This is a genomic window from Halotalea alkalilenta DSM 17697, assembly GCF_000621205.1.
In the GTDB taxonomy this organism is placed as follows: Bacteria; Pseudomonadota; Gammaproteobacteria; order Pseudomonadales; family Halomonadaceae; genus Halotalea; species Halotalea alkalilenta.
In genome coordinates this window covers 187,100-212,960 of the sequence record NZ_KK211229.1, presented here as the reverse complement: position 1 = coordinate 212,960, position 25,861 = coordinate 187,100, and the positions used below count along the sequence as shown (strand labels likewise).

Genomic DNA, 25,861 nt, shown 5'->3' with positions numbered 1-25,861 from the left:
CACCCGGTCGCCACCGCGGCCGGTGCAAATCAATCGCTGCGCAGCTCGGCGAGAATGGCCTGCACCCGATCGACGACTTCCGGGCCGATCTGGTCGCGGTGACGATCGTAGATCACCTGGGACTTCTCGCGCATCCGCTGCTGCTCCTCCGGCGAGATCTCGTTGACCGCGACCCCGGCCGCCTCGATCTCCTCCTTGGAGCGCAGGCTCGCCTCACGGATCACTCGGCGCTGGACGTCGCGCCCGACCACGGCGCAATCGCGCAGCGCCTGCTGCTCGTCCTCGCTGTAGGTATCCCAGATCCGCTTGGAGAACATCACCAAAAACGGGGTGAAGGCGTGACGGGTCTCGGAAACGTAGTCCTGCACCTCGTAGAATTTCGAGGTATCGATGGTCACGAAGGGATTCTCCTGCGCATCGATCGCACCGGTCTCGAGCGCCGAGAAGATCTCGCCGAACGCCATCGGCGTAGGATTGGCGCCGAGATTCTGGAAGGTATCGAGGAAGATGTTGTTCTGCATCACGCGGATGCGAGTGCCGGAGAAGTCCTCCCAGCGGGTGATCGGCCGCTGGGAGGAGCTGACGTTGCGAAAGCCGTTCTCCCAATAGGCAAGGTTGATCAGCCCGACCTGCTCGAGCTCCTGATTGATGAAATCGCCGAACTCGCCATCGACCACGGCGTCCGCTTCCGCTTCGTCGGCGAATAGAAACGGCAGGTCGAAGACGCCGAGCGAAGGCACCATGCCCACCAGCGGCGAAGGCGAGGCGACCACGGCCTCCTGGATCCCCGAACGCAGCGCCTGGGTCGCCTGGAGATCATCGCCCAGCGCACTGCTCCAGAACGCGTTGATCCTCATCGCTCCATCCGATTTTTCGGCCAGGCACTCAGTCATCGCCCGCACGCCGTCAGCCACCGGGTGGTCGGCGGCGATACCGTTCGAAAGCCGGATGGTGCGATTGCTGAAATCGGCCAAGGCCGGCAGCGATAGGCTCGTCGCCAGCATCGATACCACTCCCGTAAGCATCCATCTGTTCATCTTTTCACTCCCGGTCAGCGAGCATCCTGAGCCGGCCTCAACGCAGCCAAGCGAGAGGCACCAGCACCAATTGCGGGAAGGCGACGAGCAGCAGTAGCACCGCCACTTGGGCCGCCAGGAAGGGCGCGACACCCCACACCATCTTGCCCAGCGGCACGCGCGATATGCCGCTGACCACGTTGAGTACCACCCCGACGGGTGGCGTGATCAACGAGATGGCGGTGTTCATCACGAACAGCACCCCGAAGTAGACCGGATCGATGCCCGCCATGGTGATGATCGGCATCAGTACCGGGGTCAGGATCAGGATCGTCGGGGTGAGATCCAGCGCGGTACCGACCACGAAGACCACCACCATGATCACCAGCATCAAAAGCTGCGGCCGGTCGATCAGCGGCTCGATCAGCCCACTCAGCTCGCCGGGGATGTTCGCGGCGGTGATCAGCCAGGCGGAGACCAGTGCGGCGGCGACCAGGAACATCACCACGGCCGTGGTCTTGGCCGCGCGCACGACCACGGCGTAGAGGTCAGTGAATGAAAGCTCGCGATAGACGACCATGCCGACGAACAGCGCATAGACCGCCGCGATCACCGCCGCCTCAGTGGGCGTAACGACCCCGAAGCGGATCCCACCGATCACGATCACCGGCATGCCCAGCGCCCAGGCCGCGCGAGCGGATGCGCGCAGCCGTACCTTCATCGGCTGGCGCGGCAGGGTAGCGACCGTGGTCCGCCGCACCAGCCACATCCAGGTCACCGCCAGGGCGACGGCCATCATCAGCCCAGGGGCGATACCACCCATGAACAGCTGGGTGATCGATACGTTGGCGGCGACCCCGAAGATGATCAGTGCGATCGACGGCGGGATCACCGGCGCGATGATCCCGCCCGCCGCCATCAGCCCTGCTGCGCGTGGCATGTCGTAGCCCGCCTGGCGCATCATCGGGATCAGGATCGCCGCCAGCGCCGCGGAGTCGGCCACCGCCGAGCCCGACAGGCTGGCCATGATGATCGCGGCGACGATCGCCACCAGGCCCAGCCCGCCACGAATGTGCCCGACGCAAGAGAGCGCGAACTCGATGATCCGCTTGGAGAGCCCGCCAGCGTTCATCAGCTCGCCGGCGAGGAGGAAGAAGGGGATCGCCAGCAGGGTGAAGGTATCAGCGCCGGAGATCATGTTCTGGGCGACGATCTGGGCGTTGAAGATGCCCATGTAGTACATCAGCATCGCGCCACAGAACATCAGCGCGAAGGCGACCGGTACGCCGATCGCCATGGCGCCGAGCAGCGAGGCGAGGAAAACGACGATGGTCACTGCGCGCGCTCCCCGGCCAGCTCGTCATCGTACTCATTGGCGAAAGCGGCGATCTCCGCGTCGGTCACCCGGCCGAGCAGGATGTTCAAGAGCCGCAGCGCGGAGATGATGAAGATCATTCCACCGGTGAAGTAGCCGATGCCGTAGACCCAGATCATCGACAGCCCCGAGACCGGCGCGCGCATCGAGGCGTTGATGTCAGATTGCTGCCAGGTGCCCCAAAAGAAGATCGCCGCGCAGAACATCACCAGCAGCTGGGTCATCGCCATGCAGACCAGGCGCCCCGTGCGGCCGAATCGCTGCACCAGAGTTTCGATACCGAGATGAGCGTTCTCGTGAAAAGCGACGACGGCACCGATGAAGGTCACCCAAACGAAGCAGAAACGCGACAGCTCATCCGACATCATCAAGCCGGAATTGAAGAAGTAACGCATAACGACGTTGGAAAAAACCATCACCACCATGGCAGTCATCAGGATGACCAGTAAATACTCGAGCAGCTTATAGAAGATATCGACGGCGATTTTCATAATGATCGACTCTCGTCATGTCGGCGGCCTCGAATGGAGAAGAGCGCACTGGTCCACACCATGGATAATGCAGATTCCAACACCACCGTACCGGCGGCCCGACCGTGCCTGGGGGCTCGTTTCAACACCCAGGCATCCCGAAAAAGGCGGGTTCGACGCATTTTCATGCATTCCAACCTCATCGAGGATGGCCCGCATGTTCGAAATGAATCTGAAGTCCTGATCAGCCAGGAATGACTTTCACCGCCAATATTTCGAGCACGGTGATTTCCAATTCAATGGGCATCGCGGGACTTTCCCGATCAACGGTTTGCGTTAATCGGGATCGACCATCGTTAATATTTATAGGCTTGTCAGGATGTCTGATGACTACAAAATCCGTCAATCCAACCCAGGACGAATAAGGCCATCTCTTTAGTTTATTCTTCTTAGGTCATATCGCATGACGTGCCTGTCCAGCCATCGCGCTCAACCGCACTTGGAATAGCCGCAGTTGAGGCAGGTGTCGCAGCCGTCGAGGCTGACCACCGCCATCGTCGAGCACTGCGGGCAGAGGGTCGCCCCGCGGGGAAATCCACTCACGGCGTCGGTCTCCGCGCCGCTCTCGGCTTCGAACTCGACGCGCTTGTCGTCGAGCCAGGCGCGGACCTCGGCCGAGGGCTGGTCGACCTCGAGCAGGCCGAGCGTCTGCAGGTGACGCTCGATCACCAGGCCGATCTCGGCCACGAGCGAAGGCACGTAGAGCCCGCCGGGCTTGAGATAGCCGCCGCGCGGGTCGAACACCGCGCGCAGCTCCTCGGCAAGAAAGGTGATGTCGCCGCCCTTGCGGAACACTGCCGAGATGATCCGGGTCAGCGCCACGATCCACTGGAAGTGGTCCATGCTCTTCGAGTTGATGAACACCTCGAACGGGCGACGCTCCTCGTGCTCGGTGCCAGGGTTGAGCACCAGATCGTTGATGGTGACGTAGAGCGCGTGCTCGTAGAGCGGTGACTTGATCTTGTAGGTCTCGCCGGAGAGCCGCTCGGGGCGCGCCAGGCGCTCGTGCATCTCGGTGCGCGGCGAGGCCGCTGCGGCGGCCGTTTGCGCGGCGGGCTCGTCGTTGCGCTGGTCTTCGAGCACGGAGACCTTGACGATGCGCCGGTCGATCCTCTGCACGCCATCGGCGGCGCTTTGCGTCTCGCCCGGTGGCGACATGTCTTTCTCAGTAGCGTCCATAGTAGCCCTCCTTGATGGCGTCATAGAGGTTGGCGGCGGTGTGGGTCTCGCCGTCGTATTCGACCAGCGCATCGCCGGGCAGCTCGACCGTCTCACCGTCATCGAGTTCGAAGCGGTAGCGGGTGCGGGCGAGGTCCTGGCTGCGTACCAGCACACCCTGGAACGCAGCCGGGTTGAAACGAAAAGTGGTGCAGCCCTTGAGCCCACGTCGCCAGGCTTCTAGATAGACGTCCTTGAACGCCTCGAACGGGCAGTCGGTCGGCACGTTGACGGTCTTCGAGATCGAGGAGTCGATCCAGCGCTGCGCCGCCGCCTGGATCGCCACGTGATCGAGCGGCGTGATCTGGCTGCTGTCGACGAAGTAGTCCGGCAGGCCGCGCTCGACGCTCGCCTCGCTATCGACCAGTGTGCGATAAGCGAGCAGTTCATAGCTCACCACTTCGATCCGCTCCTTGGTCTTGCGCCCCGGGCGGATCAGGTTGCGTGAATAGCTGTGGGCGAAGCTCGGCTCGATACCGTTGCTGGCATTGTTGCCGAGCGAGAGCGAGATCGTCCCGGTCGGCGCGATCGAGCTGTGATGGGTGAAGCGCGCGCCCTTTTCGGCCAGCGCCGCGACCAGTTCGGGGGCCTCCAGCGCGATCCGCTGCATATAGCGCGAGTAGCGCGCATGCAGCACGCGCCCCGGCACCAGGTCGCCGACCGAGTAACCGTCGTCGATCATCTCCGGGCGCAGCCTGAGCATCTCGGCTGAGACCTCGAACTGCTCCTCGAGCAGCGGTGCCGGCCCTTTCTCCTCGGCAAGCGCCAGCGCCTCCTCCCAGCCGGCCAGGGCGAGCTCGCGCGCCGCCCGCTCGGTGAACTCCACCGCCGCCTCGGAGTCGTAGCGGATCCCGAGCAGCGCCAGGCACGAACCCAGGCCGAGAAACCCCATGCCGTGACGGCGCTTGCGCAGGATCTCCTCGCGCTGCTCGGCCAGAGGCAGACCATTGAGCTCGACCACGTTGTCGAGCATCCGGGTGAATACCCGCACCACCTCGCGATAGCGCTGCCAGTCGAATCGCGCCCCCGCGCTGAACGGCGCCTCGACGAAGCGGGTCAGGTCGACCGAGCCGAGCAGGCAGGCCCCGAACGGCGGCAGCGGCTGTTCGCCGCAAGGATTGGTCGCGCGAATCTTCTCGCACCACCAGTTGTTGTTGAACTGGTTGACCCGATCGATCAGCACGAATCCGGGTTCGGCGTAGTCGTAGGTCGAGCGCATCAGTTCGTCCCACAGCGCGCGGGCGGGCACCTGGGCGTAGACCCGGCAGGCGACCAGGCCATCGTCGCGCTCTAGATAGTCGCCGCCTTCCGGCCAGGGCCGCCAGATCACCCATTCGGGGTCGTCGAGATCGAAGCTGTCGCACTCGTGGCGGTGCAGTGGAAACGAGAGCGGCCAGTCGCCATCGGCCTCGACCGCCTGGAGGAATTCATCCGAAATCAAAAGGCTCAGGTTGAACTGGCGCAGCCGGCTGTCCTCACGCTTGGCCTGGATGAACTCACGCACGTCGGGATGGCTGATGTCGAAGGTGCCCATCTGCGCACCGCGCCTGCCGCCGGCGGAGCTGATCGTCAGGCACATCCGATCGAACACGTCCATGAACGGCAGCGGCCCCGAGGTCTGGGCGCCTGCACCGGAAACGAAGGCGCCACGCGGGCGCAGGGTGGAGAACTCGTAGCCGATGCCACAGCCGGCCTTGAGCGTCAGCCCCGCCTCGCGCAGCCGATCGAGGATCGCTTCCATCGAATCGTTGATCGTGCCGGAGACCGTGCAGTTGATCGTCGAGGTAGCGGGCTTGTAGCGCTCGGCTCCGGCGTTGGCGAGGATCCTCCCGGCCGGCACCGCGCCCTGGGCGAGCGCCCACTCGAAACGCTCGCCCCAGTGGCTGCGCAGCGCGTCGGTCTCCTCCACCGCGGCCAGGGCGGCGGCGACTCGCGCATAGGTGCCATCGACGTCGCGATCGACGGGGGTACCGTCGCGGCGTTTGAGTCGGTACTTGCTGTCCCAGATGTCGAGCGATGCGGGCTGCAGGGCCAGCGGCTGCTCGCTTTGGGTCGAGCGTGTTGCGTCCATCTTTCTCTCCCGGGGAGGATGATCTTCACTGTAGTCGCGATGACAGGATCCGAGGACATACACATCATATTGGATCAATGTGCCATCGCGGGCACAATATATTGTAATTTAACCTAGGTTAACAAGTGTCCATAATGTGCTTTCATCGATTTCTGCACGTTAGACCTTGGTGGAATCCCGGGGCCTACGGAATATCGCCGTGTTAAATTAGTATGACTTTTTAATCTCTCCCATCGTCGCGAGATTCGTCATGGACCTAAGCGCCTTCGACACCGCCCTCGCCCAGTGCCCGCTGGTCGCGATCCTGCGCGGTATCACCCCGGCCGAGATCGACCCGGCCCTCGATGCACTGGTCGAGGCGGGCTTCAAGCTGATCGAAGTACCGCTCAATTCTCCCGATCCATTCACCTCGATCGAGCGCTTGGCCGCGCGGGCCCCGGCCGACGTCGCCGTCGGCGCCGGTACCGTGCTCGACGCAGCCTCCGTCCACCGCCTGGCGGACATCGGCGCACCGCTGCTGGTCACCCCCAACGTCGATCTCGAGGTGCTTGAGGCCTCGCGCGAACGTGGCCTTGGCTCGCTGATCGGCTGCCTCACCCCGAGCGAGGCATTCACCGCGCTCAAGGCCGGCGCGCGCGCGGTGAAGCTGTTTCCCGCCGCACGCTTCGGCACCGGCTACCTCAAGGACATCAAATCGGTGCTGCCCAAGCAGGCAAGGGTGATGGCGGTGGGCGGGGTCACGCTCGACAACATGGCCGAGTGGCATGCGGCCGGCATCCAAGGCTTCGGCTTCGGCAGCAACCTCTACACCCCGGGCACCGATGCCGTGACCCTGGGCCAGCGCGCGCGCGCGCTGGTCGCGCAGTGGCAGCGGCTCGAGCGCGCCTGAGCATTCATCGTCCGCCTCACTATGATCAATTCGACCGGCGCCGAGCGCCGTTAGTTTGGAGCCGCATTCGTGAAGATAACCAAGCTCAAGACCTGGCAGGTACCGCCGCGCTGGCTGTTTCTCAAGATCGAAACCGATGAAGGTGTCTACGGCTGGGGCGAGCCGGTGGTCGAGGGCCGCGCGGCGACCGTCGAGGCCGCCGTCCACGAGCTCGCCGACTATCTCGTCGGTCAGGACCCGAGCCGCATCGAGCACCTGTGGAACACCATGTACCGCGCCGGCTTCTATCGAGGCGGACCGATACTGATGAGCGCGATCGCCGGGATCGACCAGGCGCTGTGGGACATCAAGGGCCGCGCGCTCGGCGTGCCGGTGTACCAGCTGCTCGGCGGCGCGGTGCGCGACAAGATGCGGATGTACGCCTGGACCGGCGGCGACCGTCCCGAGGACGTAGGGCGCGGCGCAGCCAAGCTGGTCGAGGCAGGGTTCACGGCATTCAAGATGAACGGCACCCCGGAGATGCAGATCGTCGACAGCCACGCCAAGATCGACCTGACAATAGCGCGGGTCGCCGAAGCCCGGGAGGCGGTCGGCCCCGACGTCGGCATCGGCATCGACTTCCACGGCCGGGTGCACCGGCCGATGGCCAAGGCGCTGCTGCGCGAGCTCGAGCCGTTCCATCCGATGTTCGTCGAGGAGCCCGTGCTGCCCGAGCACCTGCCGTGCCTGAAGCAGATCGCCACCGGCCTCGGCTACCCGATCGCCACCGGCGAGCGGCTGCATACGCGCTATCAGTTCCGCGACCTGCTGGCCGACGGCATGGTCGACATCGTCCAGCCCGACCTCTCCCACTGCGGAGGGATCTCCGAGGGGCTGAAGATCGCGACCCTCGCCTCCTGCTACGATGTGGCGCTCGCGCCCCACTGCCCGCTCGGCCCGCTGACGCTGGCCGCCTCATTGCACCTGGACGCGGTGGCGCACAACGCCTTCATCCAGGAGCAGAGCATGGGTATCCACTACAATCAGGGCAACGACGTGCTCGACTATCTGGTCGACAAATCGGCGCTGGCGATCGAAGACGGCTTCTGCAAGATCCCCACTGGTCCGGGGCTCGGGGTCGAGATCGACGAAGCCTTCGTCGAGGAGCGCGCCAAGGTCGGCCATCGCTGGCGCAACCCGGTGTGGACCCATGAAGACGGCAGCATCGCCGAATGGTGAGGAGCAGCCGATGAGCAATCAGCTGATCGTAGTGGACTGGGGCACGAGCAACTTCCGCGCCTTCCTGGTCGACGCTGAAACCGGCGCGCTGCTCGATGAGCGCACCGCCGCGGCCGGCATCCGTGCGCTCTCCACCGAGGAGTTCCCGCACTACTGCGCGCGTGCGCTGCAAGGCTGGCGCGAAGGCCAGGGGCGGACGCCGGTGTATCTCGCCGGCATGGTCGGCTCCAAACGCGGCTGGGCCGAGAGCCCGCAGCCGAGCCTGCCGCTCGATCTCGCCGCGCTGGCAAGCCAAGTGATCCCCGCACCGGGCCTCGACGACGGCTGGCTGCTTCCCGGGGTGAAGATCGTCGATCCAGACGGAAGCGGCCTGGTCGACGTGATGCGTGGCGAGGAGATCCAAATCTTCGGCGCGCTGGCGCTGGCCGCCACCCCGGACGGCGGCGACTGCTGCGCGCCGGGCAGCCACAGCAAGTGGGCGAGGGTCGAGGACGGCAAGCTGACGCGCTTTCTCACCGCGATGACCGGCGAGCTCTACCACGCGGTGCGCTTCCACACCCTGCCTGGCGAGCCCGCCCGCGAGGAGAGCGAATTCGATGAGCCGGCGTTCCGGCTCGGGCTCGAGCGCGCCGGGGGCGATGGCGGCGTGCTGCATGCGCTGTTCGAGGCACGCTCGCGCCATCTCTACGCGGGCCTCGGCGCCGAGCAGGTCGCGAGCTTCATCTCCGGTGCGCTGATCGGCGAGGAGGTGCGAGCGATGCACGCCGCGCTCCCCGAGGTCGAAAGACTCAACCTGATCGGCGCTCCAGCGCTGCTCGCCCCCTACGCCATCGCGCTCGAACACCACGGCATCCAGGCAGCGAGCTGGAGCGCCCGTGACGCGACGCTGGCCGGCGTGCACGCACTCGCGGCGCGCCACCAACGCATTTCCTAGGAGCCCTGCGCATGCCCCCGATCAAGCTCGCCCTCGTCGGCCTTGGCAAGATCGCCCGCGACCAGCACCTGCCAGCGCTGGCAACCAATCCCGACTATCAGCTCATCGCGCTGGTCAGCCGCAGCATCCACGAGCAGCAGGCGCTGACCGCGGCATTCCCCGAGGCCAAGCTCTTCACCGATCTCGACCAGCTGCTCTCAAGCGGACTCGAGATCGACGCGGTATCGCTCTGCGCCCCGCCCCAGGTGCGCCACGCCCAGGCCGCCCGAGCGCTCGCCGCCGGCTGTGATGTGATGCTCGAAAAACCGCCGGGCAGTGGGATCAACGACGTCCAGGCGCTGATCCACCAGGCCGAGCGCCATGGCCACGTGCTGTTCGCCACCTGGCACTCACGCTACGCCCCCCAGGTCGAACCCGCGCGCGCCTGGCTCGAGAGCAAGCGCGTCACCGCGCTCAAGGTCAGCTGGCGCGAAGACGTACGCCACTGGCACTTCAACCAGGAGTGGATCTGGCAGCCCGGCGGGCTCGGTGTCTTCGACCCCGGCATCAACGCGCTCTCGATCGTCACCCGGCTGCTCCCCGACGGCCTCTACCTGACCAAGGCCCGGCTAGACTTTCCCAGCAACCGCCAGACCCCGATCGCCGCCCGGCTCGAAGGAGCGCTGGCCGGCCGCGCCAGCGGCCCGGTCGAGATCGAACTCGACTGGCTCAAGACCGGCGAACAGAGCTGGAACATCGAGATCGGCACCGACCAAGGCCGCATCGAACTGACCCACGGCGGCGGCAGGATGCTGATCGACGGCGAGCAGATCGCCGTGGCTGGAGAGCAGGAGTATCCCGGCCTCTACGCCCGCTTCAGTGAGCTGGTCGAGCGGCGCAAGAGCGACGTCGACCTCACCCCGCTCGCACTTACCGCCGACGCCTTCCTGCTCGGCGAGCGCCGCGAGGTCGACGCATTCGAGTGGTGAAAGCGAGCGAACGAGGGACGAACCAGGCACCGGGTTCATGGAAATCGCCCGCGCAGCCATTCGCGGCCTTCCGAGTCGACACCCAGCGGATCACCCGAGAGCTCGGCGCATAGCTTGGCAAGGTAGTCGAGCATGAACTCGGCATTGTGCCGCGCCAGCCGCCGTCCGGCGCCGGTGCGCATGGTGTCGGGCAGGCGCAGCAGCTTGGCCTGGAAATGGTCGACCGCGTAACGCGTATCGTCGAGCGCCCTGTTTCGGGCCAGCGGGTCGGCGGGGTCGAACAGTGCACGGTCGAGCTGGCCACTGACGTGGAACACCCGGGCGATGCCGATCGCGCCGAGCGCTTCGAGGCGGTCGGCGTCCTGGACGATACGCGCTTCCAAGGTACGCGGCTCGATCCCGGCGCTGAAGCTGTGCGCCTCGATCGCGTGCGCCACCGCAGGATGGAGCTCAAAGGGGAAATCGGCGCAGCGACGGGTGAGCAGCCCTATCGCCTCGCGGGCGGCGAGGCGCGATGAACGATGCCGCTGGGGATGATCCTTCGGCAGGCTGACCAGGTCGTGGAAGTAGCAAGCTGCCGCCACCACTCTTGCGTCGGCACCGGGCTCCTCCTCCATCAGCCGCTGGGCGGTGCGCCACACTCGTCGGAAATGACCGAGATCATGGGCACCATCGAGGGTGGGAACCTCGCCCAGCAGGGCTTCGAAACGAGTGGGCCAGTCTGCGCTCGAGCGACTTGCTCCTCGGGGCTGATCGGTCATCTGTGCTCCAGAAAAGACATGCTAGGGTGGCAACGCGCCAGTAGCGCGATGGCGCTATAGCGACGACCACTATCAACGATAACGACGATCAACGCTGGGAACGCTCCACACATGCGCTGGTACAGGATCATTGCACTCCTCGTTTCGCTTTGGGCACTCACCGCCTGCGCCCATTCCCCGACGACCGCGAGCGAGCCGGTACGGTTCACCGTGCTGCACACCAACGACCACCACGGCCGCTTCTGGCGCAATGACGACGGGGAGTACGGCCTCTCCGCGCAGAAGACCCTGGTCGATTCGATCCGCGCCGAGGTCCAGGCGCAAGGCGGTCGAGTGTTGCTGCTCTCCGGCGGCGATATCAATACCGGCGTGCCGGCCTCGGACCTGCAGGACGCCGAGCCGGACTTCCGCGGCATGAGGATGATCGGCTACGACGCCATGGCGCTCGGCAACCATGAGTTCGACAATCCACCCGAGGTGCTCGCCCGCCAGGCCGAGTGGGCTGGCTTTCCGCTGCTCTCGGCCAACATCTACCAAGCCGGTAGCGGGCAACACGCCTACCAACCCTATGCGCTGTTCGATCTCGGCGGCATCGAGGTGGCAGTGATCGGATTGACCACCGAGGACACCCCCAGGCTGGTCAATGGCAGCAATACCGCAGGGCTCGAGTTCCGCGATCCCAAGCGGGAAGCGCGCCGGATGATCGAGCAGCTCGAGCGCGAGGCGAAGCCGGATGTGATCATCGCCGCGACCCACATGGGTCATTACGATAACGGCGAGCACGGCGCCAATGCACCTGGCGATGTCGAGCTGGCACGCTCGCTGCCCGCGGGGGCGCTAGCGATGATCGTCGGCGGCCACTCGCAGGACCCGGTATGCATGGAGGAGGAGAATCGCAAGGATCCCGACTACCTGCCCAGCACGCCCTGCGCGCCGGATCGCCAGAATGGCACCTGGATCGTCCAGGCCCATGAATGGGGCAAATACGTCGGCCGTGCGGATTTCGTCTACCGCGACGGCACGCTCGAGCTCGAACGCTACCGGCTGATTCCGGTCAATCTCGGCCATGAGGTCGAGGGTAACTGGGTGCTGTTCGAACCCCACATTCCCGAATCGGCCGACATGCTCGCCTTGCTGGCCCCTTACCAGGAGCGAGCGGGCGACGAGCTCAAGCGCCGGGTCGGTGAAGTCGATGCCAGGCTCGAGGGCAATCGCGCGCAGGTGCGCTCGCGCCAGACCGACCTCGCCCAGCTGATTCTCGCCGCTTTCATCGAACGTGCCGATGCCGATCTCGCAGTGCTCAACGGCGGCGGTATCCGCGACTCGGTCGAGGCCGGCGAGATCAGCTACGAAGCTCTGCTCCGGGTCCATCCATTCGCCAATCAGCTGGCCTACGTGGATCTCGACGGTGCCGAGCTCACCGAGTATCTCGCCACGGTCAGCGCGATCCCGCCCGGCAGCGGCGGCTACGCCCAGCTGCGCGGCGTTGGCCGGCTCGAGGATGGACGCTTCACCATAGACGGCGAGCCGCTCGACAGCGCTCGCCGCTATCGGCTGGCGACGCTCGACTTCGCCGCGCAGGGCGGCGACGGCTATCCCATGCTCAGCCAGCATCCCAGCTACGTCGATACCGGCTTCACCGACGCCCAGGTGGTACGCGACTACGTCGAGCGCCACAGTCCGCTGCGCGCCGCGGACTTCGTGCCCGCTGGGCTTTGAAAACGACCACGCCCGCGACGACGTCGCGGGCGTGGAGAAGACCGATCGAATCGAGCGCTCAACAGTTGAGCACGGTGCCGCCGTTGAGATGGATGGTCTGGCCGCTCATGTACGAGCTCTCGACGCTGGCGAGGTAGACGTAGGCCGGGGCGATCTCCGAAGGCTGGCCGGCGCGCTTCATCGGCGTCTGGGCACCGAAGGTGGTGACGCTCTCCTCGCCCATCGTCGACGGGATCAGAGGCGTCCAGATCGGCCCCGGCGCGACCGCGTTGATCCGGATGCCCTGCTCGGCCAACGGCTCGGCGAGCGAACGCACCAGCCCCTGGATCGCTCCCTTGGTCGCCGAGTAGTCGATCAGCCCGGGGTTGCCCTTGAACGCGTTGATCGAGGAGGTGCAGATGATCGTGTCCCCCTCGCCGAGATGATCGAGCGCCGCCTTGATGGTGTAGAAGTGGCTGAAGATATTGGTGCGGAAAGTGCTCTCCAGCTGCTCGTCGCTGATCTCGCGAATGTCGTCGAGCTGCATCTGTTCGGCGGCGTTGTTGACCAGCACGTTGAGCGCGCCGAACTCGCTCACCGTGCGCTCGACCAGCTCGCGGCAGAACGAGGGCTCGCGCACGTCGCCTGGCAGCAGCAGGCACTGGGCACCCTCACGCTCGACCATGTCGCGGGTGGCCTCGGCGTCCTCGGTCTCGGATAGATAGTTGATCGCCACCGCCGCACCCTCGCGGGCGAAGTGCACCGCCACCGCGCGACCGATACCGCTGTCGCCACCGGTGATCAGCGCGACCTTGCCGGCAAGCTTGCCGGTGCCCTGGTAGCTGTCACGAATCACCTCCGGCAGCGGAGTCATCTCCGACTCGATGCCCGGCGGGGTCTGCGGCTGGCTTTGAAACGTTCGTTCGCTCATCGTGCAATCTCCCTATTGCGGATGAATGGATAGCCTGACTGGCTCCACTAACCCTAGGAGAGTCCAGCCCAAGCGCAAGCCGACTGCGACATCGCACCGCAAATCACCCAGGCCGCCAGCCTCCATGCCGGCGTGGGGGAGCGCCCTAGTTGGCGCGTATCTCGATCGGGCAGATGAAAAGCCCGGCCGGCTCGGCCTGCTCCTCCCAGGGACGATGGTAGATCAGCCGCAGGCTGCCCTGGCCGGGCCGCATCGCCTCGAAGCGCCAGTCGTAGACCAGCGGCGCGCCGACCGCGTCGGCGTCAGAGGCTTCATCGGCACGCGGTGCGCTGAGCAGGCGCAGCCCTTCGGGGCGATCATCGAGCTGCCACAGGTAGCCGGTGCTTGGATTGCCGGGCAGAAGTAGCGACAGCCGCTCTCCCGTGGTCAGCACCAGCGGCTCGCAGCGCCCCTGGTCATCGGCGGTAAGCACCTGGTCGGCATCACGCGTATAGGCGCTCGGGTCGCCCGCCCCCGCACCGCGCGACTGATCCATCAGTTCAGGGTCGGCGAAGGCCGGGCGCGGAGCGTCACCGACCGCAACCGGCGCCTCGTCGCCACCACCGCCGAGCAGCGCACAGCCACCCAGGCCAAGCAAACCGAATACCGTCATTGCCTGGAGCATCGCCTTGCATCGTTGATTCATCCGCCACATCCCTTGTCGATAACCTGACGCGCCCTGCGCACACCATGTATTGCGTGCGTGGGAGGGTAAGCGAAGCGATCGATGACGTCGACCGCTCGTTCGGCCTTGCCGAAAAGCCCCTCCGCTCCCATGCTGTGGCCTTGCGTTGTCACCGCCCTCATATCCCATGGTCATCCAGATGACGCTCCAACAGCTCAGCTACTTTCTCGCCGCGATCGAGCACGGCACCTTGTCCAAGGCCGCCGAGGCGCTGCGCCTGTCGCAGCCGAGCCTCTCCGAACAGATCATCCGGCTCGAGGAGTCGCTCGGGGCGACGCTGTTCGTGCGCACCAACCGCCGGCTGCAGCTCACCGAGGCCGGGCGCAGGCTGGCGCCGTTCGCCCAGGCAACGCTCAGCGCGGCGCGCCAGGGGCACGATGCGGTGCAGTCGTATCGCTCGCTCAGCGGCGGGGTGGCGAGCTTCGGCACCTTCGGCAGCGCCCACCACTACTTCCTCACCGAACTGGTCACCGTGTTCCGCCAGCGCTATCCGGAAATGCGGCTGAGACTGCTCGGCTACAACTCCTCCGAAGTGGCCCGCGCGGTCAGCGACGGCGAGCTGGAGGCGGGATTGGTGATGCTGCCGGTCGACGAGCGCAACTTGAAGGTGAACGAGCCGGTGTGGTCGGCGAGGGTCGGCTATCTGAGCGCAAACCCGGCGCGGCTCGAGGGCGCCAAGAGCATCGAAGACCTCGCCCGCGCGCCGCTGATTTTGACCGAAGCGCGCTGGCGCCATGGCGACCCGGTACGCCGGCTGCTCAACGCCCGTGCCCATGCGGCGGGCGTCGCGCTCGAGGCGCTGATCGAGGTCGAACACCAAGCCACCGGCTTCGAACTCGCCGCCCGGGGCCTCGGTGACATGATCGCTACCCGGCCGATCCTCCACCACCTCGGCTACCAGGATCGACTCGGCTGGGTGCCGATCGAACCACCGCTGTTCGAGGTGTTCGCCTTCATCCAGCGCCACGACACCCCCATCTCACCGGCCACCCGGGTGCTGATCGCGCTGATGCGCGAACAGTTGGAGAACATCCAGCGCCGCTATGCCGAGCTCGAGCGTTAGCCTGGCGTACATGCCGCGGTTGGAGATTTCACCACAGCAGGCCAGTATGTAGACAGCGCCAAGGCACCGTTCACCTTCGCAGTGGAGCCCGTCCGATCATGTCCGAACAGCGTGCGACCCTTTCGACTTCACCCTTCACCACCTCCCCCTCCGACGCCCGCCAGCGGCTGATCGAGCGCCTCGAAGCGATCGTCGGCCCGCGGGAGACGCTCACCGACGAGCGCAGTACGCGACGCTATCGCAAGGGCTTCCGCTTCGGCGAGGGCCGCGCGCTGGCGGTGGTACGCCCCGGCTCGCTGGTCGAGCAGTGGCGGGTGGTGAAGGCCTGCGTCGAGGCGGACGTGATCGTGATCATGCAGGCCGCCAACACCGGACTGACCGGCGGCTCGACCCCGGATGGCAACGACTACGACCGCGACATCGTGATCATCAGCACCCTGCGCATGGACCGCTTGCACCTGATCCGCGATGGACGCCAGGTGATCTGCTTCCCCGGCGCGACCCTCTACGGCCTCGAACGCGCGCTGCGCCCGCTCGGCCGCGAGCCGCACTCGGTGATCGGCTCGTCCTGCATCGGCGCCTCGGTATTCGGCGGGGTATCGAACAACTCAGGCGGTGCGCTGGTCCAGCGCGGCCCCGCCTACACCGAGCTTGCGCTCTACGCCCAGCTCAATGCCGACGGCCAGCTCGAGCTGGTCAACCATCTCGGCATCCGGCTCGGCGACGAACCGGAGGAGATCCTCGCCCGACTCGAACGCGGAGACTTCAAGGACGAGGACATCTCAAGCGATGCGGGTGCCGCCTCCGACCCCGAGTACCGCGACCATGTCCGCGAGATCGATGCCGAGACCCCGGCGCGGTTCAATGCCGACCCAAGGCGCCTGCACGAGGCCTCGGGCTGCGCCGGCAAGCTCGCGCTGTTCGCAGTGCGGCTCGACACCTTCCCGGCGGCCAAGGGCGCCAAGGTGTTCTACATCGGCACCAACTCGACCGCGGAGCTCACCGAGCTGCGACGCGCGCTGCTCGCCCCGGGACGCGAACTGCCGATCGCCGGCGAGTACCTGCACCGCGACGCCTTCGATATCGCAGAGGCCTACGGCAAGGACACCTTCCTGATGATCCAGCGCTTCGGCACCGACCGAATGCCGGCGATCTTCGCCTTCAAAGGCGCCGTCGACGCCTTCTTCGAGCGCTTGAAGATCTTCCCCGACCAGATCACCGACCGCCTCGGCCAGTGGCTCTCGCGGCTCTTTCCCAGCCACCTGCCTGCACGCATGAAGGAGTACCGCGATCGCTTCGAGCATCACCTGATGCTCAAGGTCCCCGCGGAGGAAGTCGCATCGACCCGCGTACTGCTCGGCGAGCTCTTCCCCGGCACCAGCGGAGCGTTCTTCGAATGCACCGAAGAAGAGGGCAGCAAGGCCTTTCTCCACCGCTTCGCCGCCGCTGGCGCCGCGATCCGCTACCGCACCATGCACGCCCGCGAAGTCGAAGACATCGTCGCCCTCGACATCGCGCTCAAGCGCAACGAACGCGACTGGTTCGAGACCCTGCCGGCCGAGATCGAGTCCAAACTGGTCAAGAAGCTCTACTACGGCCACTTCCTCTGCCACGTATTCCATCAGGACTACGTCGTCGCCAAAGGCACCGACTGCCTCGCCCTCGAGCACCAGATGTGGGCGCTGCTCGACCAGCGCGGCGCCGAATACCCTGCCGAGCACAACGTCGGCCACCTCTACCGCGCCAAACCCGCGCTGCGCGAGTTCTACCAGAAGCTCGACCCCTGCAACTGCTTCAACCCCGGCATCGGCCAGACGCCCAAGGCGAAGCATTGGGGGCATGCACCGGCCAGAGCCGCCGCAAGCGACGAACCAGTCAACGGATAGCGTTCGAATCACCGGTGCCTGGCCGACCTGCCCACCATTCGTGGTGAGCCGAGCCTTCATCATCATCTCCGTCTCGCGAGAGGCCAGGAGGTGAGAGTCGAACACCGACTTTCCATCGTTGCTACCTCGCACACCGGCAAGGGACGTTGCTTGCCGGCCCTCCAACCAACTGATACGTTGTCAATATATCAACTGATATAACGGAGGTAGCGATGGTCACCTCGCTCAAGCAGGATCAGGCCGGTCGCGATACCGGCGCCAGCTTCTGGAAGAGGGTGGGCATGCCTCCCCGTGGCGCAGGACTGCACCAAGCCTTGCGGGATGGCATCCCCTACACGGTCTATACGCGGCTGGCCTCGATGGCGGGCTTGGAACACAAGGAGCTGGCCAAATATGTCGTCATTCCCCAGGCCACGCTGCAGCGCCGGGCCAAGCTAGGCCGGTTCAAGCAGGACGAGGGCGACAGGCTATACCGCTTTGCCGAAGTGCTGGAAGCGGCGACGGCGCTGTTCGAGGGGGACAAGGAGGGAGCGCGGCAGTGGCTTCTTCATCCCGTCCGCGGCCTTGGGGGCAGGCGACCCGTCGAGATGCTCGCCACCTCGGCCGAAGTCGAGGCCGTGCTGGAGCTGATCGGACGCCTGGAGCATGGCGTAGTGGCATGAACGAGATCCATGCTTACCGCTTGATCAAGAAGAAGTGGCAGGCGAGCGCCTTCGACGGAGAAGGAGCGCGTCTCTTTGGCGGACGCTGGAACAGCCGAGGAAAGTCTTGTGTGTACTTGGCCAGCTCCGAGTCGTTGGCGATGCTGGAGGTGATGGTGCATCTCAACGATTACAGCCTGCTGCGACATTACGCGATTCTGCAGGTGCGGCTCCCGGAAGACGCCATCATCCACCTACCCGTCGACCAATTGCCGGATGACTGGCGGGATGAACCGGCCCCACCCTCGACGGCGGAGCTCGGCGATGGCTGGCTGGAAGGCGGCAGCAGCCTAGCACTGGCCGTACCGAGCGTAGTGGTCCCCCGGGAGCTCAATTACCTGCTCAATCCCACCCATCCACGATTCAAACAGACCGTCGCCGATGCCATGGAGATCGACTTCCAGCCAGACGCTCGCCTTTGAGCCATGAGGCGCAGTTCTCCATAGCCTGACTCCAGCCATAGCCTCCCCCTATACGAACCATTCCATTCGCCCCCTTCATCCCCCGGGAGGCCGGCGGGATAGTGATTCCATCGCTATCCCGTCGACAAAATTCCAACAGGGGGAAAACGTGGGCACCACTGCGCGCTATTGCATCATCGGCGCCGGCGCGGCCGGCATGGCGGCGTTGAAGACGCTGCGAGACGAAGGCTTCGAGGTCGACTGCTTCGAGAAGAGCGCCCGGGTCGGCGGCCATTGGCATACCGACTACGAAGCGCTGCACCTGATCACCCCGCGCGACAGCTCGGGCTTCGAAGGCTTCCCGATGCCTGCGGACTACCCGCTCTACCCAAGCCGCGACCAGGTACGCGATTACATGCTCGCCTATGCGGAGCACTTCGATCTCGCTCGCCACATCCGCTTCAACACCGAAGTCAGCCGGATCGCTCCGCTCGGCGAGCGGGGCGAGGCCGGCTGGCGGGTCGAACTGGGCAATGGCGAAAGCCGAGAGTATCGCGGTTTGATGGTCGCCAACGGCCACCTCTGGGACCCGCAGCTGCCCGCGGTGGCAGAGGCATTCACCGGCCGTTCGCTGCATTCGAGCGCATATTGCAACGTCGATGACCTGGACGGTCGGGTCCTGGTGGTCGGCTTCGGCAACTCGGGATGCGACCTGGCGGTCGACGCGGCCCAGGCACGGCGCGACGTCAGCATCTCGATCCGCCGTGGCCAGCTGTTCCAGCCGAAGACGCTATTCGGCCGTCCGCGCGCGGAGCTCTCGTTCATCAATGCGCTGCCGCCCGAGCAGCAGAACATGGTGATGAACCTGCTGATCCTCGCCTCGCTCGGTCCCGCTGATCAGTACCCCGGGCTGCCTATGCCTGAGAGCTACGATCTCGATGCGCAGCCGCCGGTGGTCAACAACCTGCTGCTCTATTGGATCCAGCATGGGCGGATCAAGGCGATGCCGGGGATCGAACGCATCGAGGGCAAGAGCGTTCACTTCACCGACGGTCGCTGCGAGCGCTACGACACCATCGTCTGGGCCACCGGCTTCAACGTATGCCTGCCGTTCCTCGACCCCGCCCTGCTCGAATGGCGGGATGGCGTTCCCTTGCGCACCGCGGCGACGGTGCTGCCGACCACGCTGGAATCGCTCTATTTCGTCGGCCTGTGCGCGCCGCGCGGGCCGCAGTGGCCGGTCTACTGTGCCCAGGCTCACCTGATCGCACGGATGCTGCGCCTCCAGCAGTCGGGAACGACCGACCTCGCCGCTCGCTTCCGCTCCACCGCTGCCGCCGAGGCCCGGATCGACATCGTCAGGCGCGAGTGGCAGGCGGACTACGACGAAAGCCTGCGCAGGCTCGAGTTCCTCGCCCCCTGCCCGGCTCGAGCCGCCACCGAATCCCTGCCAGGAGCCTGAAACGGATGCCCTCTTTCTCTCTTCCCACCGTACTGGTCACCGGTGCCGCTTCAGGCATGGGCCAGGCCTGTGCGACGCACTTTCTCGACCAAGGCTGGCGGGTGATCGCACTCGATGCCGCCGGGAGCGCCCACGAGCATCCCAACCTGGTCGCGGTGACCGCCGACATACGCGACGAGGACGCCGTCCGTGAAGGCGTCGATGGCGCGCTCGGCGACGGCTCGCTCGACGCCCTGGTCCATGCTGCGGGAATCTTCCCGACCTCCAACCTCATGGACTTCGATCGCGAACGCTACCAGCGGATCTTCGACGTCAACGTGCTCGGCACCCTCAATCTCTGCCGGGTCGCTACCCGACGCATGAGCCCGGCGGGCGGCGCGATGCTGCTGTTCGCTTCGGTCGACGCCTTCGCTGTATCGCGCAACCAGCTGCTCTACAGCGCCTCGAAAGCGGCGGTGGTATCGATCGCCAAATCGCTCGCGATCGAGCTCGCCGACCAGGGCATCGTGGTCAATGCCATCGCCCCGGGCTGGGTCGACACCCCGGGAACCCGCGCCGGCGGACGTCTCGAGGCCGGCATCCAGGCGGTGCCGTTGAAGCGAGCGGCGCAGCCTGAGGAGATCGCCGAGTGGGCCTGGCGGCTCTGCCATGCGCCGGGCTACGTCAGCGGCGAGACGCTCTGCGTCAGCGGAGGCGTGATCGTGCGCTGACACAGCCGGCCGTCGCGATTCGACGGCGGTTCATCGCCACTTCCTACAACGACAATACGAGGTGCATCACGATGAGCGGCAAGATCCTGTCCAATCAGTCCCTGTCACGTCCGTCCCGCACTGCCAGCGCCCACCATCCGCGCACCAAGTCGCCACCGCTCAAGCGCGCGGTGGCAGGCGTCACCCTCGGTAACCTGGTCGAGTGGTTCGACTTCGCGCTCTATTCGTCTCTGGCGACGGTGATGGGCAAGGTGTTCTTTCCCGACAGCGACGCCACCACCCAACTGCTCGCAGCCTACGCCACCTTCGCCGCCGGCTTTCTGATCCGCCCACTCGGCAGCCTGGTGTTCGGCCCGATAGGCGACCGCTACGGCCGGCGTACCGCGCTGTCTCTGAGCATCGCGCTGATGGCGGTGGCCACCTTCGCGATCGCGCTGATCCCCAGCTACGCCGCCATCGGCATCGCCGCGCCGATCCTGCTGATCCTCATGCGCCTGCTCCAAGGGCTCTCCACCGGCGGCGAATACGGCGGCTCCTGCACCTTCATCGCCGAGCACTCCCCCGACGCCCGACGAGGCTTCTTCACCAGCTGGCTCGAGTTCGGCAACATCTCAGGCTTCCTGCTCGGCGCGCTGGTGGTCAATGCCTTCACCTTCGTCCTCGGCGAGGAGACCATGCAAGCCGGGGCCTGGCGGATTCCCTTCGTGATCGGCGGGCTGCTTGGGCTCATCGCGCTCTACCTACGCCGCCGCCTCGACGAGACCCCGGTATTCGAAGCGATGCGCGAAAGCGGCGAGCGCCTCGCCAAGCACGACAAGCTCGGCTTCGTCAGGATGCTCGCCAGCGAATGGCCGCAGTTGCTCAAGTGCGCAGGGCTCGTCGCGGTGTTCAACATGACCTACTACGTAGTGCTCGGCTACATTCCCGGCTACCTGGTCAACGTGCTCGGCCGTGACGCCGCTAGCAGCAACGCCATGGCGATGGTCGCGACCCTCTTCATGCTGGCGCTGATCCCGCTGTCGGGCTGGCTCTCCGACCGCGTGGGACGCAAGACATTGATCATGACGGGCTGCCTGCTGATCATCGCGCTCGCCTTCCCCGCCTTCCATCTGCTCGCGAGCTCGACCCTCGCCGTGGTCCTGGTGGCGCTGATCGCCCTGGTCGTCGCCCAGCTGTGCTTCGAAGGCGCAATGCCGGCGACCCTCACCTCGCTGTTCCGTGCCCCGGTGCGCTACAGCGGCCTGGCGATCAGCTACAACATCTCGGTATCGCTGTTCGGCGGCACCGCGCCGCTGATCAACACCTGGCTGATCGAGATCAGCGGCAACCCGATGATTCCCGCCTGGTACCTGATCACCGGCGCCGTGATCGGCCTGGTGGCGCTCTACTTCACCCAGGACTCCACCGGCAAGCCGCTGCCGAACTGAGCGGCTCGCCTCAGCCGGGGCGGGTGAACCGCTCAGGACGGAAAGAGCCAAGCATCGGGTGACGCTCGCCGGTGAGGATTTCACCGGCGAGCAGCTCTCCAGCGATCAACGCCAATGTCGCGCCGGAATGGGTGAAGGCGACGAAGCAACCGGGCACCTCGGCGAGTTCGCCAAACACCGGCTCGCCGTCACCTGGAATCGGCTTGCGCCCGAGCTTCCAGCTTGCCGGCGCGAGCCTTTCACCGCCGTCGAGCACGCTCGACGCCTCGTCCACCAGCTGCTCGACCACGCTACGATCGATCCGGCACTCGCCATCCTCGCCCTCCTCGATCAGGGCCTCGTACCAGTCGTGATCGAGCGCCAGCCGGCTACCAGGACAGGGGCGCATCGCAACCCGTGGGGTATTGAGTACCGCCTTGGGAGCCATCGGCATCGGCTCGGTCAGCACCAGCATCGACAGCGGCGAGGCATCGGGAATGGTTACCCCAAGCGGCTCGATGACCTTGGCGGTCTGCGGCCCACAGGCGACCAGCACAGCGCCGGCGGTGAATTCCCCCGCCTTGGACGTCGCTACGCCGCGCACCCGCTGGTCTTGGCCGATGAGCACCGACGCCCAGCCGGCATGTTCGACCAAGCGCCCGCCGAGACAGCGGAACTCTTCGCTCAGGTATTCGATCAGCTCGGGAAGGCTGACCCAGCCTTCCCCAGGGTTGAAGATCGACGGTGTACCGATCGCCTGGGGATCGACGCCGGGCGTCGTGGTCACCAGGTTCGAAGCATCCACCAGGTGGGAATCATAGCCATGGGAACGTTCATGGGCATGGCGCGCCAGCACCGCCTGCGGCTCTTCGGCACTCCAGTAGAGCCCGCCATCGAAGCACAGCCAGTCGCGCTGAGGATCCTTGGCGAACAGCGTACGATAACGATCTATGCCGGACATGCGAAGCGCATGATAGGCGGCGGATCGCTCGCCGGCCGAGTTGAGCCATGAAAGCGAACGGCCCGAGGCGCCAGAGGCGAGCTCGGATTCGGTCACCAGGGTGACCTCGGCTCCGCCACGCGCCAGGTGAACCGCGGTGGAGACCCCGATCACACCACCGCCGATCACAATGACGGACTTGCCAGGTTCGAGAACGGACATCGAAACATTCACTCCTTATGGATGAGGCACAGCGGCCCGGTAATCCATCTAAAGCACCTCTGAAAGAAAACGAGCCAGCCTAGGCGAACGGGGCGCATCGAAGATTTGCTCGGGCGGCCCGCACTCGACCACCTCGCCCTCGTCCATGAACACCACTTGGTCGGCCACCTTGCGAGCGAAGCCCATCTCGTGGGTAACCACCAGCATGGTCATCCCCCTCTCGCACAGCTGCGCCATCAAGTTCAGTACTCCCTTGACCAGCTCCGGGTCGAGCGCCGACGTCGCCTCGTCGAACAACATCACCTCCGGTTCCATCGCCAGCGCACGGGCGATCGCCACACGCTGCTGCTGACCACCCGATAGATCGCGCGGACGATGATCGAGCCGGTCGCCCAGCCCCACCTCTTCGAGCCGCTGCGCGGCCAGTGCGAAAGCCCGGTCCTTGGCGAGCCTCTTGACCTTCCATAGCGCCAGAGCGACGTTGGCCAGCGCGCTATGATCGGGGAACAGATTGAAGTGCTGGAACACCATGCCGATCCGGAGCCGCAATTCGTCCGGCTTGTCGCCGAGTACCGAGCGCCCGCTCAGCAGCACATCGCCGGATTTGGGCTCGTGCAGCCGATTGATGCCACGCAGCAGCGTGGACTTGCCGGAGCCGGAAGGCCCGATCACGCAGGTGGTCGTTCCCGACGCCACAGCGAAACTCACCCCATGCAGCACCTCGGTCTCGTCGAACGCCATGGTCAGTTCACGCAGCTCGAGGCTGGCACCGTGGAATGCATCGCGCTTCGCTTGGATCGACATTGGCCTATCTCCCGCTTCCGGTGGCTGGCTGTGTCGTGCTCGTCCGTTCGAGCCGCTCGACCTCATCGAGTCCGCTGACCGGAGCACGAGGCCGGCGACGGCCAGTGCGAAAACGCTCGTCGACATGGTTGACCAGGTGAGTCAGCGGTACGGTGATCAGCAGGTAGAAGAGCCCGGCCAGCACCAGTGGCGATAGATTCCCGCTGAGTACCGCGGCATCCTGGCCGACCCGGAAGAGCTCGCGTTCGGAGACCAGCAGGCCGAGGAAGTAGACCAGCGATGAATCCTTGACGATGGCGATGAATTGGTTGACCAGCGCTGGCAGCACCCGCCGCACTCCCTGGGGGATCACCACCAACCGCATCGCCCGTGAATAGCTCATCCCCAATGCACGGCAGGCCTCCAACTGTCCCTTCTCGACGCTCTGAATGCCTGCGCGGAAGATCTCACCGATATAGGCGCTGGCGATCAAGCTCAGCGCCAGGATGCCAAGCGGATAGGGACTGGGACCGAACAGCTGCTGGCTCAACCGCGCCAGCCCCTGGCCGACCAGCAGGATGGTGAGGATCGCTGGCAAGCCACGGAACAGATCGGTGTAGATCCGCGCGGGCAGGCGTAGCAGTCGAGACGGGGAAAGTCCCATCAATGCCACCAGCATGCCCAGCGTAGTGCCGATCAGCGTCGCCGCCGCCGAGATGATCAAGGTGTTGACCAGGCCGACCTGCAGCAGCTGCGGCAGCACCTGCGCCATCGCGCCGAAATCGAAAAAAGTCTTGGAGAGGGTCTCGAGCAGATCCATGGCGCGCACTCTCGTCTAGGCCGGGGCGCACGGCCCCGGCAAGAAGGATGGGGGATCAGTCGTCGCCGGAGCGCTCAGCGCTCGGCAGGTACTGCCGAGGCATCGGCGAGCCCGGGAACCACTTCTGGTAGAGCCGCTTCCAGGTGCCATCTTCCATTGCTGCAGCGATCGCCCGATCGAGCTCCTGCTTGAACTCGGGCTTGCCCTTGGCGATCGCGAAACCGGCCGGCGCATCGAAAGAGGGAATGTCGGCCGCACTGACCAGGCCGAAACGCTCGGCATAGTCCTTGGCCGCCTCGAAATCGAGGAAGTGGGCGTCGATGCTGGTACTGTTGAGGGCCGAGATCGCCGCATTGTTGTCGGGGAAGCGAACGATATCGGCATCCTCGAAGTGATCGACGGCGTAGGCTTCCTGCAACGTGCCCTGGACCACGCCAAGGCGTTTGCCTGCCAAGCTGTCAACTCCTGTGACCCCGGCGTCCTTGCGGGTCAGCACGGTCAGAAACCCCGCCAGATAGCCCGAAGAGAAGTCGACCGTCTGCTCACGCTGCGCCGTGATACCGATCGCCGCCACCCCGACATCGAAACGCCCCCCCGCCACCGCTGGGAGGATCGCGGCGAAGTCCTGTCCAGTGAACACCACCTCGTCGATACCGATACGCTTGGCGACGTCGGTGAAGAATTCGATGTCGAAACCAGTGAAGTTCCCGGAGGCGTCGGTAAAGGTGTAAGGCTTGGAATCGCCCACGCTCGCCACCCGGATCTCGCCCGGTTGGATCAGACCGTAGGGATTGTCGGCGGCGTCGCTGGCGGGATTACCGCAGGCGGCGAGCACCAATGCAGAGCCGACCACCAGCATCGCCAGCGCCGATCGAGAGATCGAATCGAGCGGTTTCATGCGTACTCCATGAGTTTTGTCGTTGGATAAGAGATCGCATCATTGAGCCTCGCGATAATGCGAGACTAGGTTGCCGGCACACCGTTGAGACCGGTCTCAAAGGCAGCCGAACGTCTACCCGTCAACCCCTCCGCGGCATCCGGTAGGCAGGTGGAGGGTTGTGGAGAGCAGCGCTCGATCGCTATGATTGAGACCGGTCTCCACCGATTGCCCTACCATCTAACACGGACTTTCGG

Annotated in this window: 24 protein-coding genes; 12 read left to right on the top strand and 12 right to left on the bottom strand. The window is 65.4% G+C overall.

Translation table 11 applies throughout. From position 1 onward, the window contains the following. Positions 1-29: 29 nt before the first annotated feature. The 5 genes from Q376_RS0115375 to Q376_RS0115355 form a co-directional block, all read right to left on the bottom strand. Positions 30-1,037 carry a TRAP transporter substrate-binding protein gene (locus Q376_RS0115375; RefSeq protein WP_043448133.1) on the bottom strand — a complete coding sequence of 336 codons (1,008 nt, stop codon included), beginning with the start codon at positions 1,035-1,037 and terminating at the stop codon, positions 30-32. A 37-nt stretch (positions 1,038-1,074) separates the two neighbouring features. Then, complete coding sequence (locus Q376_RS0115370; RefSeq protein WP_027351058.1) at positions 1,075-2,352, bottom strand: TRAP transporter large permease; 1,278 nt, start codon at positions 2,350-2,352, stop codon at positions 1,075-1,077. After that, on the bottom strand, positions 2,349-2,882 hold the full coding sequence (locus tag Q376_RS0115365; RefSeq protein ID WP_027351057.1) for a TRAP transporter small permease: 534 nt from the start codon (positions 2,880-2,882) through the stop codon (positions 2,349-2,351). Before Q376_RS0115365 ends, Q376_RS0115370 begins: the two co-directional genes overlap by 4 nt. Positions 2,883-3,350: 468 nt before the next feature. Next, positions 3,351-4,100 (bottom strand): TSCPD domain-containing protein, encoded by a 750-nt coding sequence (locus tag Q376_RS0115360; RefSeq protein ID WP_245598972.1) that lies wholly within the window; start codon positions 4,098-4,100, stop codon positions 3,351-3,353. After that, positions 4,087-6,210, bottom strand: a complete 2,124-nt coding sequence (locus tag Q376_RS0115355) for an adenosylcobalamin-dependent ribonucleoside-diphosphate reductase (RefSeq protein WP_052365365.1) — start codon at positions 6,208-6,210, stop codon at positions 4,087-4,089. The genes Q376_RS0115360 and Q376_RS0115355 overlap by 14 nt, the downstream gene beginning before the upstream one ends. A 250-nt stretch (positions 6,211-6,460) precedes the next feature. Between Q376_RS0115355 and Q376_RS0115350 the strand changes: the two genes are divergently transcribed. The 4 genes from Q376_RS0115350 to Q376_RS0115335 all read left to right on the top strand — a co-directional run bounded on the left by Q376_RS0115350 (position 6,461) and on the right by Q376_RS0115335 (position 10,219). Further along, positions 6,461-7,099, top strand: coding sequence for a 2-dehydro-3-deoxy-6-phosphogalactonate aldolase (locus Q376_RS0115350; RefSeq protein ID WP_027351054.1), 639 nt, complete (start codon positions 6,461-6,463; stop codon positions 7,097-7,099). A 69-nt stretch (positions 7,100-7,168) separates the two neighbouring features. Then, positions 7,169-8,317 (top strand): galactonate dehydratase, encoded by a 1,149-nt coding sequence (gene dgoD / locus Q376_RS0115345; RefSeq protein WP_027351053.1) that lies wholly within the window; start codon positions 7,169-7,171, stop codon positions 8,315-8,317. Positions 8,318-8,327: 10 nt separating this feature from the next. After that, the gene (locus Q376_RS0115340) at positions 8,328-9,251 is read left to right on the top strand and encodes a 2-dehydro-3-deoxygalactonokinase (protein WP_052365364.1); all 924 of its coding nucleotides are present in this window, start codon (positions 8,328-8,330) and stop codon (positions 9,249-9,251) included. Between the two features lie 11 nt (positions 9,252-9,262). Further along, positions 9,263-10,219: a Gfo/Idh/MocA family protein gene (locus Q376_RS0115335; protein ID WP_027351051.1), complete on the top strand. Its 957-nt coding sequence runs from the start codon at positions 9,263-9,265 to the stop codon at positions 10,217-10,219. 35 nt (positions 10,220-10,254) lie between these two features. Here Q376_RS0115335 and Q376_RS22945 read toward each other — a convergent pair whose 3' ends face one another. Continuing rightward, on the bottom strand, positions 10,255-10,980 hold the full coding sequence (locus tag Q376_RS22945; RefSeq protein WP_052365360.1) for a phosphohydrolase: 726 nt from the start codon (positions 10,978-10,980) through the stop codon (positions 10,255-10,257). Between the two features lie 111 nt (positions 10,981-11,091). On the opposite strand from Q376_RS22945, the gene ushA reads away from it, so the two are divergent. Beyond that, positions 11,092-12,699, top strand: a complete 1,608-nt coding sequence (ushA, locus tag Q376_RS0115325) for a bifunctional UDP-sugar hydrolase/5'-nucleotidase UshA (RefSeq protein WP_027351050.1) — start codon at positions 11,092-11,094, stop codon at positions 12,697-12,699. Between the two features lie 58 nt (positions 12,700-12,757). Here the strand turns inward: ushA and Q376_RS0115320 are convergent, their stop codons facing one another. Both Q376_RS0115320 and Q376_RS24090 read right to left on the bottom strand, forming a co-directional pair. Further along, complete coding sequence (locus Q376_RS0115320) at positions 12,758-13,609, bottom strand: SDR family oxidoreductase (protein WP_027351049.1); 852 nt, start codon at positions 13,607-13,609, stop codon at positions 12,758-12,760. Between the two features lie 145 nt (positions 13,610-13,754). Further along, positions 13,755-14,294, bottom strand: coding sequence for a protease inhibitor I42 family protein (locus Q376_RS24090; RefSeq protein WP_162177911.1), 540 nt, complete (start codon positions 14,292-14,294; stop codon positions 13,755-13,757). Positions 14,295-14,472: 178 nt separating this feature from the next. On the opposite strand from Q376_RS24090, the gene Q376_RS0115310 reads away from it, so the two are divergent. The 7 genes from Q376_RS0115310 to Q376_RS0115280 all read left to right on the top strand — a co-directional run bounded on the left by Q376_RS0115310 (position 14,473) and on the right by Q376_RS0115280 (position 21,983). Then, positions 14,473-15,396 (top strand): LysR family transcriptional regulator, encoded by a 924-nt coding sequence (locus tag Q376_RS0115310; protein WP_027351048.1) that lies wholly within the window; start codon positions 14,473-14,475, stop codon positions 15,394-15,396. Between the two features lie 98 nt (positions 15,397-15,494). Beyond that, positions 15,495-17,282 carry a D-lactate dehydrogenase gene (gene dld / locus Q376_RS22935; protein WP_052365358.1) on the top strand — a complete coding sequence of 596 codons (1,788 nt, stop codon included), beginning with the start codon at positions 15,495-15,497 and terminating at the stop codon, positions 17,280-17,282. 212 nt (positions 17,283-17,494) lie between these two features. After that, complete coding sequence (parS, locus tag Q376_RS0115300) at positions 17,495-17,944, top strand: type II RES/Xre toxin-antitoxin system antitoxin (protein ID WP_027351047.1); 450 nt, start codon at positions 17,495-17,497, stop codon at positions 17,942-17,944. Next, positions 17,941-18,405: an RES family NAD+ phosphorylase gene (locus Q376_RS0115295; RefSeq protein ID WP_027351046.1), complete on the top strand. Its 465-nt coding sequence runs from the start codon at positions 17,941-17,943 to the stop codon at positions 18,403-18,405. Before parS ends, Q376_RS0115295 begins: the two co-directional genes overlap by 4 nt. Before the next feature lie 148 nt (positions 18,406-18,553). Then, entirely contained in the window at positions 18,554-19,846 is a 1,293-nt protein-coding gene (locus Q376_RS22930) for a flavin-containing monooxygenase (RefSeq protein WP_081803588.1), read from the top strand. A 5-nt stretch (positions 19,847-19,851) separates the two neighbouring features. Then, positions 19,852-20,556, top strand: coding sequence for an SDR family NAD(P)-dependent oxidoreductase (locus tag Q376_RS0115285; RefSeq protein ID WP_027351045.1), 705 nt, complete (start codon positions 19,852-19,854; stop codon positions 20,554-20,556). 71 nt (positions 20,557-20,627) lie between these two features. Continuing rightward, on the top strand, positions 20,628-21,983 hold the full coding sequence (locus tag Q376_RS0115280) for an MFS transporter (RefSeq protein ID WP_052365357.1): 1,356 nt from the start codon (positions 20,628-20,630) through the stop codon (positions 21,981-21,983). A gap of 10 nt (positions 21,984-21,993) precedes the next feature. Here the strand turns inward: Q376_RS0115280 and Q376_RS0115275 are convergent, their stop codons facing one another. The 4 genes from Q376_RS0115275 to Q376_RS0115260 are packed head-to-tail and all read right to left on the bottom strand — an operon-like array spanning position 21,994 to position 25,625. Then, entirely contained in the window at positions 21,994-23,124 is a 1,131-nt protein-coding gene (locus tag Q376_RS0115275) for an NAD(P)/FAD-dependent oxidoreductase (RefSeq protein WP_027351043.1), read from the bottom strand. A 48-nt stretch (positions 23,125-23,172) separates the two neighbouring features. Continuing rightward, on the bottom strand, positions 23,173-23,928 hold the full coding sequence (locus Q376_RS0115270; RefSeq protein ID WP_027351042.1) for an amino acid ABC transporter ATP-binding protein: 756 nt from the start codon (positions 23,926-23,928) through the stop codon (positions 23,173-23,175). Between the two features lie 4 nt (positions 23,929-23,932). Continuing rightward, on the bottom strand, positions 23,933-24,727 hold the full coding sequence (locus Q376_RS0115265) for an amino acid ABC transporter permease (protein WP_027351041.1): 795 nt from the start codon (positions 24,725-24,727) through the stop codon (positions 23,933-23,935). A 55-nt stretch (positions 24,728-24,782) separates the two neighbouring features. Continuing rightward, entirely contained in the window at positions 24,783-25,625 is an 843-nt protein-coding gene (locus tag Q376_RS0115260; RefSeq protein WP_027351040.1) for an ABC transporter substrate-binding protein, read from the bottom strand. Positions 25,626-25,861: the final 236 nt, after the last annotated feature.

Coding starts and splice junctions, on each gene's coding strand:
- Q376_RS0115375 (WP_043448133.1), bottom strand. CDS start 1,037: ATGAACAGATGGATGCTTACGGGAGTGGTATCGATGCTGGCGACGAGC.
- Q376_RS0115365 (WP_027351057.1), bottom strand. CDS start 2,882: ATGAAAATCGCCGTCGATATCTTCTATAAGCTGCTCGAGTATTTACTG.
- Q376_RS0115360 (WP_245598972.1), bottom strand. CDS start 4,100: ATGGACGCTACTGAGAAAGACATGTCGCCACCGGGCGAGACGCAAAGC.
- Q376_RS0115355 (WP_052365365.1), bottom strand. CDS start 6,210: ATGGACGCAACACGCTCGACCCAAAGCGAGCAGCCGCTGGCCCTGCAG.
- Q376_RS0115350 (WP_027351054.1), top strand. CDS start 6,461: ATGGACCTAAGCGCCTTCGACACCGCCCTCGCCCAGTGCCCGCTGGTC.
- Q376_RS0115340 (WP_052365364.1), top strand. CDS start 8,328: ATGAGCAATCAGCTGATCGTAGTGGACTGGGGCACGAGCAACTTCCGC.
- Q376_RS0115335 (WP_027351051.1), top strand. CDS start 9,263: ATGCCCCCGATCAAGCTCGCCCTCGTCGGCCTTGGCAAGATCGCCCGC.
- Q376_RS22945 (WP_052365360.1), bottom strand. CDS start 10,980: ATGACCGATCAGCCCCGAGGAGCAAGTCGCTCGAGCGCAGACTGGCCC.
- ushA (WP_027351050.1), top strand. CDS start 11,092: ATGCGCTGGTACAGGATCATTGCACTCCTCGTTTCGCTTTGGGCACTC.
- Q376_RS0115320 (WP_027351049.1), bottom strand. CDS start 13,609: ATGAGCGAACGAACGTTTCAAAGCCAGCCGCAGACCCCGCCGGGCATC.
- Q376_RS24090 (WP_162177911.1), bottom strand. CDS start 14,294: ATGAATCAACGATGCAAGGCGATGCTCCAGGCAATGACGGTATTCGGT.
- Q376_RS0115310 (WP_027351048.1), top strand. CDS start 14,473: ATGACGCTCCAACAGCTCAGCTACTTTCTCGCCGCGATCGAGCACGGC.
- dld (WP_052365358.1), top strand. CDS start 15,495: ATGTCCGAACAGCGTGCGACCCTTTCGACTTCACCCTTCACCACCTCC.
- parS (WP_027351047.1), top strand. CDS start 17,495: ATGGTCACCTCGCTCAAGCAGGATCAGGCCGGTCGCGATACCGGCGCC.
- Q376_RS0115295 (WP_027351046.1), top strand. CDS start 17,941: ATGAACGAGATCCATGCTTACCGCTTGATCAAGAAGAAGTGGCAGGCG.
- Q376_RS0115285 (WP_027351045.1), top strand. CDS start 19,852: ATGCCCTCTTTCTCTCTTCCCACCGTACTGGTCACCGGTGCCGCTTCA.
- Q376_RS0115280 (WP_052365357.1), top strand. CDS start 20,628: ATGAGCGGCAAGATCCTGTCCAATCAGTCCCTGTCACGTCCGTCCCGC.
- Q376_RS0115275 (WP_027351043.1), bottom strand. CDS start 23,124: ATGTCCGTTCTCGAACCTGGCAAGTCCGTCATTGTGATCGGCGGTGGT.
- Q376_RS0115270 (WP_027351042.1), bottom strand. CDS start 23,928: ATGTCGATCCAAGCGAAGCGCGATGCATTCCACGGTGCCAGCCTCGAG.
- Q376_RS0115265 (WP_027351041.1), bottom strand. CDS start 24,727: ATGGATCTGCTCGAGACCCTCTCCAAGACTTTTTTCGATTTCGGCGCG.
- Q376_RS0115260 (WP_027351040.1), bottom strand. CDS start 25,625: ATGAAACCGCTCGATTCGATCTCTCGATCGGCGCTGGCGATGCTGGTG.